The sequence below is a fragment of the Paraburkholderia sp. J41 genome, assembly GCF_905220235.1.
Taxonomy (GTDB): Bacteria; Pseudomonadota; Gammaproteobacteria; order Burkholderiales; family Burkholderiaceae; genus Paraburkholderia.
The window spans coordinates 1-16,813 of record NZ_CAJMZE010000047.1 but is presented as its reverse complement, the minus strand read 5'-3'; the positions used below and the strand labels follow the sequence as shown (position 1 = coordinate 16,813).

15 protein-coding genes and 1 pseudogene are annotated in these 16,813 nt (G+C 66.8%); 11 read left to right on the top strand and 5 right to left on the bottom strand.

The window, feature by feature from the left end:
- Positions 1-55: 55 nt before the first annotated feature.
- A complete protein-coding gene (locus tag U5805_RS29085) occupies positions 56-799 on the bottom strand; it encodes a DsbC family protein (RefSeq protein ID WP_322106943.1) in 744 nt (247 codons plus the stop codon).
- Between the two features lie 278 nt (positions 800-1,077).
- Complete coding sequence (locus tag U5805_RS29080; RefSeq protein ID WP_322106942.1) at positions 1,078-2,250, bottom strand: UbiH/UbiF family hydroxylase; 1,173 nt, start codon at positions 2,248-2,250, stop codon at positions 1,078-1,080.
- A 249-nt stretch (positions 2,251-2,499) separates the two neighbouring features.
- On the opposite strand from U5805_RS29080, the gene ychF reads away from it, so the two are divergent.
- The 4 genes from ychF (at position 2,500) to U5805_RS29060 (ending at position 7,183) form a co-directional block, all read left to right on the top strand.
- Positions 2,500-3,594, top strand: a complete 1,095-nt coding sequence (gene ychF / locus U5805_RS29075) for a redox-regulated ATPase YchF (protein ID WP_322106941.1) — start codon at positions 2,500-2,502, stop codon at positions 3,592-3,594.
- A 94-nt stretch (positions 3,595-3,688) separates the two neighbouring features.
- Entirely contained in the window at positions 3,689-4,018 is a 330-nt protein-coding gene (locus U5805_RS29070) for a DUF3761 domain-containing protein (RefSeq protein ID WP_322106940.1), read from the top strand.
- A gap of 165 nt (positions 4,019-4,183) precedes the next feature.
- A complete protein-coding gene (gene ettA / locus U5805_RS29065; protein WP_322106939.1) occupies positions 4,184-5,848 on the top strand; it encodes an energy-dependent translational throttle protein EttA in 1,665 nt (554 codons plus the stop codon).
- 165 nt (positions 5,849-6,013) lie between these two features.
- On the top strand, positions 6,014-7,183 hold the full coding sequence (locus U5805_RS29060; RefSeq protein WP_322106938.1) for a DUF748 domain-containing protein: 1,170 nt from the start codon (positions 6,014-6,016) through the stop codon (positions 7,181-7,183).
- A 21-nt stretch (positions 7,184-7,204) separates the two neighbouring features.
- On the opposite strand, the gene U5805_RS29055 is transcribed toward U5805_RS29060, so the two are convergent.
- The 3 genes from U5805_RS29055 to U5805_RS29045 are packed head-to-tail and all read right to left on the bottom strand — an operon-like array spanning position 7,205 to position 9,999.
- Positions 7,205-7,828: an HAD family phosphatase gene (locus tag U5805_RS29055; RefSeq protein ID WP_322106937.1), complete on the bottom strand. Its 624-nt coding sequence runs from the start codon at positions 7,826-7,828 to the stop codon at positions 7,205-7,207.
- A gap of 38 nt (positions 7,829-7,866) precedes the next feature.
- Positions 7,867-9,681 carry an aminopeptidase P family protein gene (locus U5805_RS29050; protein WP_322106936.1) on the bottom strand — a complete coding sequence of 605 codons (1,815 nt, stop codon included), beginning with the start codon at positions 9,679-9,681 and terminating at the stop codon, positions 7,867-7,869.
- 51 nt (positions 9,682-9,732) lie between these two features.
- Positions 9,733-9,999 carry a hypothetical protein gene (locus tag U5805_RS29045; RefSeq protein ID WP_322106935.1) on the bottom strand — a complete coding sequence of 89 codons (267 nt, stop codon included), beginning with the start codon at positions 9,997-9,999 and terminating at the stop codon, positions 9,733-9,735.
- 196 nt (positions 10,000-10,195) lie between these two features.
- Between U5805_RS29045 and U5805_RS29040 the strand changes: the two genes are divergently transcribed.
- From U5805_RS29040 to U5805_RS29010, 7 genes and pseudogenes are all read left to right on the top strand, one after another.
- Positions 10,196-10,966, top strand: coding sequence for a response regulator transcription factor (locus U5805_RS29040; RefSeq protein ID WP_322106934.1), 771 nt, complete (start codon positions 10,196-10,198; stop codon positions 10,964-10,966).
- Positions 10,967-10,993: 27 nt separating this feature from the next.
- A pseudogene (gene hemA / locus U5805_RS29035) lies at positions 10,994-12,259 on the top strand (glutamyl-tRNA reductase); the annotation flags it as partial.
- 248 nt (positions 12,260-12,507) lie between these two features.
- Complete coding sequence (gene prfA, locus U5805_RS29030; protein WP_322106933.1) at positions 12,508-13,590, top strand: peptide chain release factor 1; 1,083 nt, start codon at positions 12,508-12,510, stop codon at positions 13,588-13,590.
- An 11-nt stretch (positions 13,591-13,601) separates the two neighbouring features.
- Positions 13,602-14,453, top strand: a complete 852-nt coding sequence (prmC, locus tag U5805_RS29025) for a peptide chain release factor N(5)-glutamine methyltransferase (protein ID WP_322106932.1) — start codon at positions 13,602-13,604, stop codon at positions 14,451-14,453.
- A gap of 130 nt (positions 14,454-14,583) precedes the next feature.
- Positions 14,584-14,895 (top strand): Grx4 family monothiol glutaredoxin, encoded by a 312-nt coding sequence (gene grxD / locus U5805_RS29020; RefSeq protein WP_042272160.1) that lies wholly within the window; start codon positions 14,584-14,586, stop codon positions 14,893-14,895.
- Positions 14,896-15,112: 217 nt separating this feature from the next.
- A complete protein-coding gene (locus U5805_RS29015; RefSeq protein WP_322106931.1) occupies positions 15,113-15,736 on the top strand; it encodes a UbiX family flavin prenyltransferase in 624 nt (207 codons plus the stop codon).
- 207 nt (positions 15,737-15,943) lie between these two features.
- Positions 15,944-16,738, top strand: a complete 795-nt coding sequence (locus U5805_RS29010; RefSeq protein WP_322106929.1) for a class III extradiol ring-cleavage dioxygenase — start codon at positions 15,944-15,946, stop codon at positions 16,736-16,738.
- Positions 16,739-16,813 lie beyond the last annotated feature (75 nt).

The following is a 16,813-nucleotide window of genomic DNA, read 5'->3' as shown; positions in this document are numbered from 1 at the left end:
CGCGGCGGCAAAAACGGCACCGGCCGCAACAGCGGCCGGCGGATTCGGGCGAAGCTCAGTGCGCGCTGCTCAGCGCTTTTTCGAGCCGGTCGCCGCTCACGGCGCCCGGCAAGCGCGTGCCGTCGGCGAGGATCACGGTGGGCGTGCCGTTCACGTTCATCTTCTGGCCCAGCGCGAGATTGCTGTCGATGGCGGCCGTGTTGCAGGTGCCCGCGGCCGTGGGCGCCTTGCGGTCGACCATCCACGATTCCCACGCTTTCGCGCGGTCGCTCGAACACCAGATCTGCCGGGCCTTGGCCGTCGAATCCGCCGAGAGCACCGGATACAGGAACGTGTAGACCGTCACGTTGTCGATCGACTTGAGCGTGGATTCGAGCTGGTGGCAGTACGGGCAGTTCGGGTCGGAGAACACGGCCATCCTGCGGCTGCCGTTGCCCTTCACGACCTTCACCGCGTTGGCGAACGGCAGGCTCGCGAAGTCGACCTTGTTCAGCTCGTCGAGGCGCGCCTGCGTGAGATCGCGATGATTTTTCGCGTCGATGAGGTCGCCGTTGATCACGTAGTCGCCGTTGGCGTCGCTGTAGATGATCTGCGTGCCGAGGTTCACTTCGTAAAGGCCAGCCATCGGCGCTTTGCTGATGCCCTTGATGTCGCCCGAGTCGATGCCGAGGCGCGACTGGAGCGCGGACTTGATCTTGTCGGTGGTCTGGTCGGCCTGAGCCGAGCAACCGAGCGCCGAGGCGGCAACCGCCACGACGAGCGCGGCGAGGCGCGTGGTGAACTGCGAACGCGTTTGCATGAGAGGCATTCCTGATTCGGGCGCCGCGAGGGCGGCGCGCGCAGAGTTCCGCTGAACGATCCGGCGGCGGGCAAAGCGCGCGGCCGGCAGACGTTTCGCGGGGCGAATGGGTCCATTCTAAGCCGCGCGGCGCATCCGGTGCCCGTTCGGGCGGCGCCGGACCACGCCGGCCGGGCGAAATAACGGGGAAATCACGAAGAAGCGCCGAAACAGGCGACAAAACCGGCGACAAAACCGGCGCCAGACAGGAGACAAAACCCGCGACGAAAAACGGCGCCTCAGCCCAGCGCCGAAGCCACGAGCCAGCGCTTGAGCAGCGGCTGGCCGCCGACGAATGCCATGCCCGTGTTGCGCACGGCGCGCGCGAGCATGCCGGGAAACGAAAAGAGCCGCTGCAAGCCGTCCGTGGCCATGACGAGCTTCTGGATGTCCTCGCGGCGGCCGCGTTCGTAGCGGCGCAGCAAAACCGGGTCGCCGAGATCGCGGAACGCTTCCTTTTGCGTGACGACCTCGACGAGCGCCGCCACGTCGCGCAGACCGAGGTTCACGCCCTGACCCGCGAGCGGGTGGATCAGATGCGCCGCATCGCCGACCAGCGCCACGCGCGGCGCGACGAGCCGGTCCACGGTTTGCAGCGCGAGCGGAAAGCCCTGCGCCGGCGTCACGCATTCGAGCGCGCCGGGCTGGCCTTGCGTCACGCGCTCGACTTCGGCCGCGAGCTGTTCGGGCGCAAGCTGGAGCAGCGCCTCGGCGTGCTGCGTCTGCGCCGACCACACGAGCGAAACATGCTGACCGGCCAGCGGCAGCAGCGCAATGATCTCGCCTTCGCGGAACCACTGGTAAGCCGTTTCGCCGTGCGGGCGCTGCGCGCGGAAATTCGCCACCACGCCGGTCTGGCGGTAATCGCGGCGCTCGACTTTCGAGCCGATCTGCGCGCGCACCCACGAATGCGCGCCGTCCGCGCCCACGGCCAGATCGGCTTCGATCGTGCGCCCGTTGGCAAGCCCGATGACGGCCGCGTCGGCGTTCACGTCGAGCGTTTGCGCGCGGGTGTCGATCCACGTGAGATTGGGCTGGAACTTGAGCGCGGCGTCGAGGGAGCGTTCGATCAGCGACGATTCGGCGATCCAGGCGAGTTGCGACACCGAAGCCTGATACGCCGAAAAGTGCAGTTCCGCGGCGGCGTCGCCGAATACGCGCATGTCGTAGACGGGCGTGAGACGCGCGGCGTCCACCGCCTGCCAGACCCGCAGGCGCTCGAACAGCGCCTGGGAGCTGCGCGAGAACGCGTAGACGCGCGCGTCGAACACGGCGCCGGCGGGCAGCGGCGCGCAGGGCTGCGCGAGCAGCGCGACGCGCAGGCCGCTCTGGGTCAGCGCGAGCGCCGCCGACTTGCCGACGAGGCCGCCGCCGATCACGGCGATGTCAAAGGTCTGGTGGGTTGCATTCATGCGCGCATTATAGCCGCGAGGCCCGCGCCGGCACGGCCGCGCGGGCCGCGCGGGCGCTGCGGCAAGACGGCGCTGCGGGCGTGCGCGGCGGCGCGGGCGCGCTCGCCGCCTGGGCCGCCGGCGCCCGATCCGAACGCGTTCGCGGACAAGGTTACAATTACGGTTTTCGTGATTCGTGGCGAGGTCTCATCAACGGACGCCTCGCGCGCGGCCAGCTTCACGTCGCCACCCTGACATCCAGAGAATTTCATGAGCCTCAAATGCGGCATCGTCGGCTTGCCTAACGTCGGCAAGTCCACCCTTTTCAACGCGCTGACCAAGGCGGGCATCGCCGCCGAGAACTATCCGTTCTGCACGATCGAGCCCAACGTGGGCGTCGTGGAAGTGCCGGACCCGCGCCTGAAGGCGCTCTCGGAGATCGTCAAGCCCGAGCGCGTCGTGCCGGCCGTCGTCGAATTCGTCGACATCGCGGGTCTGGTCGCGGGCGCGAGCAAGGGCGAAGGCCTCGGCAACCAGTTCCTCGCCAATATCCGCGAAACCGATGCGATCACGCACGTCGTGCGCTGCTTCGAAGATGAAAACGTGATTCACGTGGCGGGTAAGGTCGATCCGCTCGCCGATATCGAAGTCATCAACACCGAACTCGCGCTCGCCGACCTGGGCACCGTCGAAAAGTCGCTCACGCGCTACTCGAAGGCCGCCAAATCGGGCAACGACAAGGAAGCCGCGAAGCTCGTCGCCGTGCTCGAAAAAGCGCGCGCGCAGCTCGACCAGGCGAAGCCCGTGCGCGCGCTCGACCTGAACGAGGACGAACAGGCGCTGCTCAAGCCGTTTTGCCTCATCACCGCGAAAAAGACGATGTACGTCGCGAACGTGAAGGACGACGGCTTCGAGAACAATCCGTACCTCGACGCCGTGCGCAAGCACGCCGAAGCCGAAGGCGCGCCGGTCGTGGCCGTGTGCGCCGCGATCGAGGCGGAAATCGCCGATCTCGACGACGAAGACAAGATCGCGTTCCTCGCCGACATGGGCATGAACGAGCCGGGCCTCGACCGCGTGATCCGCGCGGGCTTCCGGCTGCTCGGCCTGCAAACGTATTTCACGGCGGGCGTGAAGGAAGTGCGCGCGTGGACCATTCACGTGGGCGATACGGCGCCGCAAGCCGCGGGCGTGATCCACACCGACTTCGAGCGCGGCTTCATTCGCGCGCAGACCATCGCGTTCGACGATTACATCCAGTACAAGGGCGAAACCGGCGCGAAGGAAGCGGGCAAGATGCGCGCCGAAGGCAAGGAATATGTCGTGCATGACGGCGACGTGATGAACTTTTTGTTCAACGTCTGAGCCCCGCTCGCACTCTGCAAAGCCCGCTTCTCAGCGGGCTTTTTTACGGTCGAAAGCCGCCATCGCCCTGATAGAACAAAGAGAGACACCGCCGATGCAGCCACAGGGAATTTCACGCACTCGCCGCTTTCACCGTTTCCGGCTTTCGGCCGCCGCGCTCCTCGCGCTCTGCCTGATCGCCCCGGCGCCCGCGTTCGCCTTCCAGCCCACGCCCGGCGCCTACGCCACGCCCGACGAAAGCGACCTCGACAACCACCACGGCTACGTGAACCGCGACGGCCGCGCGGTCCACTCGCCCGCGCATTCGCGCTCGGGCCGCGTGCCCGAAGGCGCGAGCGCGCAATGCCGCGACGGCACCTACAGCTTCAGCCGTCACCACGGCGGCACCTGTTCGCGTCACGGCGGCGTCGCGCAATGGCTCTGAAAGCCCACGCCGCAGCGAGGCGCCGGCGCACACCGCTCCGGCGCCGCCCGCGCCCCGTACAATAGCGGCTTGCGTCACGCCGAAGCGCGTCTGCAACGCCGCCCGTCGCGCCGCGTTCCAGGACGCCTTTGCGCCCCTTTTTCTCCGTTTTCCAAAGACACTCTCATGGCCCAATACGTCTTCACCATGAACCGGGTCGGCAAGATCGTGCCGCCCAAGCGCCAGATCCTGAAGGACATCTCGCTCTCGTTCTTCCCCGGCGCGAAGATCGGCCTGCTCGGCCTGAACGGCTCGGGCAAGTCCACGCTCATCAAGATCATGGCCGGCGTCGACAAGGACATCGAAGGCGAAGCCACGCCGATGCCCAACCTCAACATCGGCTATCTGCCGCAGGAACCGCAACTCGACCCGGAAAAGACCGTGCGCGAAGCGGTCGAAGAAGGTCTCGGCGACGTGTTCAACGCGCAGAAGAAGCTCGACGAAATCTACGCCGCCTACGCGGAACCGGACGCCGACTTCGACGCGCTCGCCGCCGAGCAGGCCAAATACGAAGCGATCCTCGCCACGACCGACGGCAGCGCCGAACAGCAGATCGAAATCGCCGCCGACGCGCTGCGCCTGCCCGCGTGGGACGCGAAGATCGGCAATCTCTCGGGCGGCGAAAAGCGCCGCGTCGCGCTCTGCAAGCTGCTGCTCGAAAAACCCGACATGTTGCTGCTCGACGAGCCGACCAACCACCTCGACGCCGAATCGGTCGAATGGCTCGAACAGTTCCTCACGCGCTTTCCCGGCACCGTGGTCGCCGTGACCCACGACCGCTACTTCCTCGACAACGCCGCCGAGTGGATTCTCGAACTCGACCGCGGCCACGGCATTCCCTGGAAGGGCAACTATTCGAGCTGGCTCGACCAGAAGGAAGAACGCCTGAAGCAGGAAGAAGCGTCGGAATCGGCGCGTCAGAAGGCGATCAAGAAAGAACTCGAATGGGTGCGCCAGAACCCGAAGGGCCGTCAGGCGAAATCGAAGGCGCGTATCGCGCGCTTCGAGGAACTGTCGAGCCAGGAATACCAGAAGCGCAACGAAACGCAGGAAATCTTCATTCCGGCGGGCGAGCGTCTGGGCAACGAAGTCATCGAATTCAAGAACGTCAGCAAGTCGTACGGCGACCGTCTGCTCATCGACAATCTGAGCTTCCGGATTCCGGCGGGCGCGATCGTCGGCATCATCGGGCCGAACGGCGCCGGTAAATCGACGTTGTTCCGCATGCTCACCGGCAAGGAGCAGCCGGATTCGGGCACGATCGAAATGGGCCCGACCGTGAAGCTCGCTTACGTCGATCAGAGCCGCGACGCGCTGGGCGCCGGCAAGACCGTGTTCGAGGAAATCTCGGGCGGCGCCGACGTGCTCACGGTGGGCAAGTACGAAACGCCCTCGCGCGCGTATATCGGCCGCTTCAACTTCAAGGGCGGCGACCAGCAGAAGATCGTCGGCAATCTCTCGGGCGGCGAGCGTGGGCGTTTGCATCTGGCCAAGACGCTCATTTCGGGCGGCAACGTGCTGCTGCTCGACGAACCGTCGAACGACCTCGACGTGGAAACGCTGCGCGCGCTCGAAGACGCGTTGCTCGAATTCGCCGGGTCGGTGATGGTGATTTCGCACGATCGCTGGTTCCTCGACCGTATCGCCACGCACATCCTCGCGTTCGAAGGCGACTCGCAGGTCACGTTCTTCGACGGCAACTATCAGGAATACGAAGCCGACAAGATCAAGCGCCTCGGCGAGGAAGCCGCGCGTCCGAAGCGTCTGCGTTACAAGCCGATCAGCCGGTAAGCAAACGTCTCGCGCTCGATGCGAACGGCGGCCCGCGGGTCGCCGTTTTTTTTGAAGCACCGCGCCGAACCCGCAACGCATGCGGCATGTCGATTGCTTGCACGCGTTACGCCTGGCGGCTCCCTCTTTTCGCCTTCATCGGCGCAATCGCACGAGACAACACGCATGGCCACGTCGATCCGAAAACGGATTCTGCTGATTGCGGCGATCGTCGTCGCGCTCCTCGTGCTCGCCGCGCTCGGCACGCTCTACGTGCTGCAACGCAAGGCGAAAAGCGCCGTCGAGGAAGCGCTCGCGCCCATCGGCACGGCCTCGGGCGTGCATGTGGCGTGGAATCTCGCCTCCGTCGAACTCACCGACCTGCGCCTCACGCCGCCGCGCGACTGGCCGACCGCCGACACGCTGCACGCCGCGCGCGTCACGCTCGTGCCCGACCTGCGCGCGCTGCTCGCGCATCGCGTACACATTCGCGAGATCGTCGTGCGCGACTTCACGATGACGGTGCTGCGCCGCGCGAACGGGTCGATCCTGATCCTGTCGAATCTGCGCGAGGAGATGACGCGCGCTTCGGGCGCCAACGGGGCCTCGGAGGCGAGCGCCGCGCAAGCCGGCCACGAAACGCCGCGCGAAAAGCTCATCGACCACATCGGTTTCGAAAACGGCGCGTTCGACTTTTACGATCGCACGGTAGGCAACCCGCCGTGGCGCGTGACGGTGAGCAATGCCCACGCGAGCGTCGACAACCTGCATCTGCCCGCGCTCGACGAGCCCACGCGCGTGGCCGTGGCCGGCGACGTGCCCGGCCCCGCGCACACGGGCCACGTGACCTTCGACGGCTGGATTCGCATCGCCAGCAAGGACTCGCAAACGCACACCACGCTGCGCGGCGTCGACGTGCGCACGATCGACCCGTATCTGCTGAAGAAAGCGGGCGCGCGGACCAACGTGACGGGCGGCACGGTCGACCTCGATCTCACCGCGACCGTGCAGCGTTATCACATCCATGCGCCGGGCACGATCACGCTGCACGACCTTCGGCTCGCGGAAAACGACGATCCGCTCGACACGTTTCTCTCGATTCCCACCCGCGCCGCCGTGGCCGCGCTCAAGTCGCACAAGGGCAACATCACGCTGCATTTCGTGCTGGACGGCAATCTGCACGACCCGAAGTTCAGGCTCAACGACAACCTGATGACGGAGTTGCGCGCCGGCTTCGCGCAGGCGCTGGGCGTGAGCGCCGAAGGCGTGGCGAAAGGCGCCGGCCAGACCGCGAAGGGAATCGCCGACGCGCTGCGCACGCTGCTCGGGCAGCCCGCCGCGCCGGCTTCGAAATGAACCGCCGCGAACGTCGCTGAATCAAAGCGGCAAACTGAGTTCGCGCAAGCGCGCGTCGGTCCGCGCATTGCTCGTGTGATGCACGCCGTGCCAGCCGAGCGCCGTGGCGGCTTCGGCGTTGCGCGCGTTGTCGTCGATGAACACGAGTTCGTCGGGCCGCACGCCCGGCAGTTGCGCCTCGATGCGGCGGAACATTTCGTGGAAGATGGCCGGATCGGGCTTCACGAGCTGCACGCGCCCCGACACCACGACATCGCGGCAACGCCGCAGGATCTCGAAGCGCTCCCACGCCCACGGAAAGGTTTCGTGCGACCAGTTCGTGAGCCCGAAAATGGGCACGCCCGCCGCTTCGAGCCGCTCGAACGTGGCCACGCCGCCTTCCAGCAAACCGGGCACCATCTCGTGCCAGCGCTCGTAGAACGCGCGGATCAGCGCTTCGTGCCGGGGGAATTCGGCCACCAGCGCCGCGGTGCCCACGGCGATCGGCTCGCCGCCGTCCTGACGCACGACCCAATCCATCTTGCAGACGTTCGCGAGAAACCAGCGGCGTTCGTCGTCGTCGGGAATGAGCTTGCGGTAAAGGTACTCGGGGCTCCAGTCCACCAGCACGCCGCCGAAATCGAACACCACTGCCTGGATCGCCATGCGCTTCTCGCTCGCTTGAATGGTCGGGATCGCCGTTCTCAGATCGGCTGCGTGCGCTTCTCGAGCCACGCGAGCGCCTCGCCGCTCACGTGCGGCGCGACGCGCACGCGCACGCTCTGGTGATAGGCGTTGAGCCATTCGCGCTCGTCTTCGCGCAGGAACGAAAGGTCGATGCAGCGCGTGTCGATCGGGCACAGCGTGAGCGTTTCGAATTGCAGGAATTCGCCGAATTCGGTGTTTTGCGCGCTCTGGTTCATCACCAGATTTTCGATCCGCACGCCCCACTTGCCGGGCCGGTAAATACCCGGTTCGATCGACGTGATCATGCCCGGCTCCATTGCCGTCCACGGCTCGGCGGGCGCGTAGTGCGAAATCACCTGCGGGCCTTCATGCACGTTCAGGAAGTAACCCACGCCGTGACCCGTGCCGTGGCCGTAATCGACGCCCGCTTCCCAGATCGGCGCGCGCGCGATGGCGTCGAGCATCGGCGAGCGCACGCCGCGCGGAAACTGCGCGCGCGAGAGCGCCATCATTCCCTTGAGCACGAGCGTGAAGTCGCGCTTTTGCTCGGCGTTCGGCGTGCCGACGGGCACCACGCGCGTGATGTCGGTCGTGCCGCTCACGTACTGGCCGCCCGAGTCGATCAGCAACAGGCCGTTGCCTTCGATCACGCTGTGCGACTCCGGCGTGGCACGGTAATGCGGCATCGCGCCGTTCGCGTTGAAGCCCGCGATGGTCGCGAACGAAAGCGACTTGAAGCCCGGGCGGCGAGCGCGCGCCGCGCTCAGTTTTTCGTCGATGGTGAGTTCGGTGACGACTTCGCGCCCGAGCGCGCCCTCGAACCACGCGAAGAATTCGGCGAGCGCGGCGCCGTCCTGCTCCATGGTCGCGCGCACGTGCCTGGCTTCCGCGGCCGTCTTGCGCGACTTGAAGAACGTGCTCGGGTTGATGGATTCGACGAGCTTGACCGCCGGCCGCACCGCCTCCAGCAAGCCGAACGTCACGCGGCGCGGATCGACCAGCAGCGCGGCGTTTTCGGGCAGCGCGGCGAGCGCGGCGGCGGCCTGCGCGTAGGGCGCGACGCGCACGTTGTCCTGCGCGAGCGACTGCGCGAGCCCGGCGCTCACCTTGCCTTCGGCGACGAAGAGCGTGGCGTCGTTCGGCCCGATCAGCGCGTGCGCGACGAACACGGGGTTGTAGTTGACGTCGGCGCCGCGCAGATTGAACAGCCACGCGAGGTCGTCGAGCGTCGAAACGAAATGCCATTGCGCGCCCTTTTGAGCCATCGCCTCGCGCACCTGTGCGAGCTTGCCCGCGCGGCTCGCGTCCGCGTGCGGCGCGACGTGCTCGTATACGGGTTCGAGCGGCAGCGACGGGCGGCCTTGCCACACGTCGTCGAGCAGATCGAGGTCGGTGCGCAGCGCCACGCCGCGCGCCTTCAACGCGTCGGCCAACGCGCGCGCCGAAGCCACGCCCAGCACCGCGCCGTCCACCGCCACCGTGCCGCCCGCCGGCACGTTCTGCGCGAGCCAGTCGATGTGCGGCGCCGTCTGCTGGCCGCCCGTCATCTTCATCAACTGGATGCCGGTGCCCGCGAGCTGGCTTTCCGCCTGCACCCAGTAGCGGCTATCCACCCAGACGCCCGCGAAGTCCCTGGTCACGACCAGCGTGCCGACGGAGCCCGTGAAGCCCGACAGCCACTCGCGGCCTTGCCAGCGGCGCGGCAGGTATTCGGAGAGATGCGGGTCGGCGGACGGCACGAGTGCCGCGTCGACGCCCGCGTGCGCCATGGCGGCGCGCAGCGCGGCGATGCGTTCGGGAATGGTGGACGTTTCGGGAAGTCGGGCGTTCATGGAGTTCACCTGCGAGAGAGATCGAAAGCGGAAAGTGTCGTGGTCAGCGCGTCAGGAACGCGCCTGACGGCGTGCGGCGAAGGCGACGATCGCGACGACGAAAACCAGCGCGAGCGCCGTGCAAAGCGGCCATTCGAGCAGTTCGCCGTCGTGGAAAAGACCCGTGGCGCGGCCCGCGGCCTTGGCGAGCGCCGCGCCGATCGCGCCCGCTGCGAGCGCCGGCGCGAAGCCGCCGCGCGCGGCGCGGCGAGACGGATGCAGCCACCATCCCGCGCAACCTACGACAAGTCCGAGAAAGATGACGCCGGGCCAGCCCATCAGAGACGCGTCCTATGGATTTTCGGAAAAGTCCGATAGGACCGTCGAATGGCGGGAGATAGCATTTCGTACTCAGTTACGTCTTATTTTCAATGGAAAATCGGTCGGCTTGGCGCTTCCCGCGTAGCGGTTGAGTGTAGGGGTCGGGATGGTGCAAGGCAAGCGCGTCCGGCCCGCCGCAGCCGCACTCCCCCCTATGCGAATCGCTCTTGTCGAACCGGACGCCCGTCAGGCCGAAACCGTCGTCCGTCTGCTCATTGCAGGCGGGCATGCCTGCCAGCACTTCACTCTCGGCGAATCGCTGTTCGAAACGCTCGACGACGAAACCTTCGATCTCCTGATCGCCGCCTGGTGGTGCGGCGAAACGGGCGCCGACGAACTCATTCCCAAAGTCCGCAAATTCCTGCCGGGCCTGCCCGCCATCGTGCTCATGTTAGCGCCGCATGAAAGCGAGATCGTCACGAGCCTGCAAGCGGGCGCCGACGACTGCATCTCGAAGCCCGTGCGCGGCCCGGAAATGCTCGCGCGCATCGACGCGCTGCTGCGCCGCGCGGGCGTGCGCCGTCCGCGCAATCGCGCGCGTCACGGTTTCGGCGACTATCTGTTCGATTCGGCGCGTTACGCGGTGTCGTTTCGGGGTCAGACCGTCACGCTCACGCCCAAGGAATTCCGTTTCGCGCTGCTGCTGTTCACCAACGCATCGCGCCCCGTTTCTCGCGCGCGCATTCTCGAAACGGTGTGGAATCTGAACCGCGACGTTCGGTCGCGCACGCTCGATACGCACGCGTCGCGGCTGCGCAGCAAATTGCAGCTCGGGCCCGAGCACGGCTGGCGTCTGACCACGCTGTACGGCTTTGGCTATCAGCTCGAGCGGCTGCCGGTCAACGGCCAAGAAGGCGAAAACGACGGCCGAAGCGAATCATCGGAATCCGCCGTGGCCAATGTAAGAAGCGAGGAAAAGTTATAATATCCGCCTAAATCTTCGCCCCATGGTATGCAGCTTCTAACGATCGGAATCAATCACCACACCGCGCCCGTCGCCTTGCGCGAACGCGTGGCGTTTCCGCTCGAACAGATCAAGCCCGCGCTCGCCCTGTTCAAGGAAGCGTGGTCCGGCAGGCGCTCGCTGAGCGCGCCGGAAGCCGCCATTCTCTCCACCTGCAACCGCACCGAGCTGTATTGCGCGACCGACGCGAGCGGTTCGCGCGACGACGCCGTGAGCTGGCTCTCGCAATATCACGGCATTCGCGCCGAGGAACTCGCGCCGCACGTCTACACGCTGCCGCAGTCCGAAGCCGTGCGGCATGCGTTCCGGGTGGCGTCGGGGCTCGATTCCATGGTGCTGGGCGAAACCCAGATCGTCGGCCAGATGAAAACGGCCGTGCGCACCGCGACCGAAGCCGGCGCGCTCGGCACCTATCTGAACCAGTTGTTCCAGCGCACCTTCGCCGTGGCGAAGGAAGTGCGCACCACGACCGAAATCGGCGCGCAATCGGTGTCGATGGCCGCCGCCTCCGTGCGTCTCGCGCAGCGCATCTTCGACAAGATCGCCAATCAGCGCGTGCTGTTCATCGGCGCGGGCGAAATGATCGAGCTGTGCGCCGCGCACTTCGCGGCCCAGCAGCCGCGCGAACTCGTGGTCGCCAACCGCACCGCCGAGCGCGGCCGCTATGTGGCCGAACGTTTCAACGGCAAGTCGATCCCGCTTTCCGACCTGCCCGCGCGCATGCACGAATTCGACATCATCGTTTCGTGTACGGCGTCCACGCTGCCGATCATCGGGCTTGGCGCCGTCGAGCGCGCGGTGAAGGCGCGCCGTCATCGCCCCATTTTCATGGTCGATCTCGCCGTGCCGCGCGACATCGAGCCCGAAGTCGCGCAGCTCGAAGACGTGTTCCTCTACACCGTCGACGATCTCGGCACGATCGTGCGCGAAGGCAACGCCTCGCGCCAGGCGGCCGTCGCGCAGGCCGAAACGATCATCGAATCGCGCGTGGAAAACTTCATGCAGTGGCTCGACTCGCGCAGCATCGTGCCGGTCATCCGTCACATGCACACGCAGGCCGACGCGCTGCGCCGCGCCGAACTCGACCGCGCGCGCAAGATGCTCGCGCGCGGCGACGACCCGGCCGCCGTGCTCGAAGCGCTTTCGCAGTCGCTCACCAACAAGCTCATTCACGGTCCCACGCACGCGCTCAACACCACGCGCGGCGAGAACCGCGATTCGCTCATCGAACTGATGGGCGGCTTTTACCGTCACGGTCAGCCCGCCCGGGGCGCGAAGTCCGACGACGACACCGGCGCCGCTTCCCCGCGCGCGTCGAATCCTTCAGAATCCACCGATTCGCCCGACTTGTCCGGCTCCTCCGGTTCGTCCAGCCTCTAGCGGCGCTCGCCGTCAGGCGCGCGGCCTGCGCGCGGCGCACGATCGACGGCCGGGCCAGCGCCCGGTTTCCGCCGGCCTCTTCTCTCTCGCAGTTCTTTACGGAGTCCGCTCCGCACCGCCCGATGAAAACGAGCATGCAATCGAAGCTCGACCAGCTGACGACACGCCTGGCCGAGCTCAATGACCTGTTGAGCCGCCCCGACGTGACGTCGAACCGCGACCAGTACCGCAAGCTCACGCGCGAGCACGCGGAACTCGGTCCCGTGGTCGAGCACTATGCGCAATGGCGCCAGGCGCGCGACGACGAAGCGGCGGCCAAGGACCTGCTGAGCGACGCGTCGATGCGCGACTTCGCCGAAGAGGAAGTGAAGGCGTCGCGCGAGCGCATGGCGCAGCTTCAGCATGAGTTGCAGATGATGCTGTTGCCGAAGGACCCCAACGACGACCGCAACGTGTTCCTCGAAATTCGCGCGGGCACGGGCGGCGACGAATCCGCGCTGTTCGCGGGCGACCTGCTGCGCATGTATCTGCGCTACGCGGAGCGCAATCGTTGGCAGATCGAAATGATGTCGGCGAGCGAGTCCGATCTCGGCGGCTACAAGGAAGTGATCGTGCGCATCGCGGGCGAGGCCGCGTATTCGAAGCTCAAGTTCGAGTCGGGCGGCCATCGCGTGCAGCGCGTGCCGGCCACCGAAACTCAGGGGCGCATCCACACCTCGGCCTGCACGGTCGCGGTGATGCCGGAAGCGGACGAAATCGGCGAAGTGGAGATCAATCCCGCCGACCTGCGCATCGACACGTTCCGCGCCTCGGGCGCGGGCGGCCAGCACATCAACAAGACCGACTCGGCCGTGCGCGTGACGCACCTGCCGACCGGCATCGTCGTGGAATGCCAGGACGACCGCTCGCAGCACAAGAACAAGGATCGCGCGCTCAAGGTGCTGGCCGCGCGCATCAAGGACAAGCAGGAGCAGGAGCAGCACGCGAAGGAAGCGGCCACGCGCAAGAGTCTGGTCGGCTCGGGCGACCGTTCGGAGCGCATTCGCACCTACAACTTCCCGCAAGGCCGGCTCACCGATCACCGCATCAATCTCACGCTGTACCGGCTCGACGCGATCATGGACGGCGATCTCGGCGAATTGATCGGCGCGCTGGTGTCCGAGCATCAGGCCGAGCAACTGGCCTCGCTCGGCGACGCGGATTGAGCGCACCGAACGTGAGCGACACCACCGCCGACGCGCTGCTGCGCGCCTCGCCGCTGCCCGCGCTCGAAGCGCGCGTGCTGCTCATGCACGTGCTCGGCTGGCGCCGTACGCAGTTGATCACGCGCGGCGACGAAGCGCTCGACGCGGCGCCGGTCGCGGCGTATCGCGCGCTCGAAGCGCGGCGCGCGGCGGGCGAGCCGATCGCGCAGCTCGTGGGCGCGCGCGAGTTCTTCGGCCTCGATTTCGAGGTGACGCCCGACGTGCTGATTCCGCGCCCGGAAACGGAATTGCTCGTGGAAACGGCGCTGGCCGCGCTCGAAGGCGTCGCCCGGCCGCGCGTGCTCGATCTCGGCACCGGCAGCGGCGCGATTGCGGTGGCGATCGCTGCGGCGCGCCCCGACGCGCGCGTATGGGCCGTCGACCGCTCCGAAGCCGCGCTCGCCGTGGCCGCGCGCAACGCGCAAAAATTGCTCGACGCGCGGCGGCCCGGCGGCGCGCCGACCTTCGTCGCCGGAAGCTGGTACGAGGCGCTTGCCTCGCTCGACGAAGCGCCGCGCTTCGACGCCATCGTGAGCAATCCGCCCTATATCGCGAGCGGCGATCCGCATCTGCAACAAGGCGACCTGCGCTTCGAGCCGCGCGGCGCGCTCACCGACGAAGCCGACGGCCTCGACGCGTTGCGCACGATCGTGGCGGGCGCGCACGCGCATCTCGTGCCGGGCGGCGTGCTGTGGATGGAGCATGGCTACGACCAGGCGGCGGCCGTGCGCGCGCTGCTGGAGGGCGCCGGATTCGCGCAAGTGCGCTCGGCGCGCGATCTGGCCGGCATCGAGCGCATCAGCGGCGGATGCTGGGCAGGCTGAGTTCCCACTGGACGGCGCTCGGCGACACCGGTCGACACCAGGCGGCGCCCGGCTCGGGCAGGCGAAATCCGCTATCATTTCACCCTGCACTCCAACGTATTTACGCATCAATTCAATCGCAAGGTCAGTCATGGACACTCAACAACGCATCAAGCAGATCGTCGACGAAAACGCCGTCGTCCTCTTCATGAAGGGCAACGCGCAGTTCCCGATGTGCGGCTTCTCGGGTCGCGCGGTGCAGATCCTGAAAGCCTGCGGCGTCGATCAGTTCAAGACCGTCAACGTGCTCGAGGACGACGAAGTTCGCCAGGGCATCAAGGAATTCTCGAACTGGCCGACCATTCCGCAGCTTTACGTAAAGGGCGAATTCGTCGGCGGCTCGGACATCATGATGGAGATGTACCAGAACGGCGAACTCCAGCAGCTTTTCGCCGCGGCCTGACGCTGAATTAGCGGCGCGCCGCCCGCCCACGGGCGCGCGCCGTTCGACGTAGCACCGGCGCGCCGGCCTCGGGTTCCCTGGATCACCGGGCGCCTGGCTCGCTTACGGCACTCGCGGCGGGTTTCCGGCACGATTTTTCCGCGTGATTTCCCCGCGGCCTTCGTGGCTCCGCCCGCCTCGCGCTTCGCGCGCCTTTCTCCTCGCTCCGCCTACTTCCGTGAACAGCACGATCGCCTCGCCCGCCGCCGCCGTCAAACCCGCGCCACGCCGTTTGATCGTCGCGATCACGGGCGCCACGGGCGCGATCTACGGCGTGCGCATGCTCGACATGCTGCGGCGCATGGGCGGCGTGCAAACGCACTTGCTCGTTTCGGCGGCGGGCTGGCTCAACGTCCAGCACGAACTGGAGATGAGCAAGGACGATCTCCATGCGCGCGCCGACGTCGTGCATGCGGTGCGCGACGTCGGCGCGACGCTCGCCTCGGGCTCGTTCGCGACCGACGGCATGATCGTCGCGCCCTGCTCGATGAAAACGCTCGCGAGCGTCGCGCACGGTCTTTCCGACAACCTGATCGCGCGCGCCGCCGACGTCACGCTCAAGGAACGCCGCCGCCTCGTGCTGCTGGTGCGCGAAACGCCGCTCAACCTCGCGCATCTGCGCAACATGACGGCCGTCACGGAAATGGGCGGCGTGATCTTCCCGCCGCTGCCCGCGTTCTATAACCGGCCGGCTTCGATCGACGAAATGGTCGACCACACGGTTGCGCGCGTGCTCGACCTGTTCGCGCTCGGGCCTGCCCTGTCGCCCGCCTGGCAAGGGCTCGGCAGTCAGGGCGAGTAACAGCGGGATAAATCCGCAGGTAAAGTGGCAGCCCGCCGATTAACTCCGCGGGATAAACGGTCCGTCGCCTCGGCGCCGATTATCAATACCGACGACACAATCAATTCCGCCGAACGCCGTTTAATTCGCTACGGTTGAGTCTTATATTGATCGCAATCCCGAAATTTTCGGTGCGCGCGATCCGTCGTCGTGCGTGCCGCCACGATCATGAGCCGTCGCACTCCCACGCTTTTCATCTCCCACGGCGCGCCCACGCTGCCGATCGACCCGTCGATGCCGCGCGAAGGCTTCGCCCAGCTCGCCGGGCACTTGCCGCGCCCCGAATCGATTCTCATGCTGTCGGCGCATTGGTACACGCAGCGGCCGGCCGTGAGCATCGCCGCGCAACCCGAGACCATCCACGACTTTTACGGCTTTCCGCGCGCGCTTTACGAGCTCCGGTATCCCGCGCCGGGCGCGCCCGAAACCGCGCGGCGCGCGGCGGAATTGCTGCGCGCGCGGGGCGTTCATGTCGACGAGGAAACCCACGGCCTCGACCACGGCGCGTGGGTGCCCATGCTGCTGATGTTCCCGAACGCCGATATCCCCGTCGCGCAGCTTTCCATCCAGCCGCGCGCCGACGCTGCGCATCACTTCGCGCTCGGCCGCACGCTGCGAGCGTTGCGCGACGAAGGCGTGATGGTGGTCGGCTCCGGCCAGATCACGCACAATCTTCGCGCCGCCGACTTCTCGGCAAGTGCCGAGGACGCCGATCCGCGCGTGGGCGAATTCACCGACTGGTTCGAAAGCCATCTGGCCGCGCGCGACATCGACGCCCTGCTCGACTATCGCAAGCGCGCGCCGCACGCGGAATTCATGCATCCGACCGACGAGCATCTGCTGCCGGTGTTCGCCGCGCTCGGTGCCGCCGACGACGACTACACGCTCGGCGTTCAGTCGCTCGGCACTTACCAGCGCGCGCTCGCCATGACGAATTACGTCTTCGGCAGCGCCGCTCCGTAATGCGCGTAATGCGCGTAATGCGGCCTTCGCCGGCGCGCGCAAACAAAAAACCCGCCTGAATCGCTTCAGGCGGGT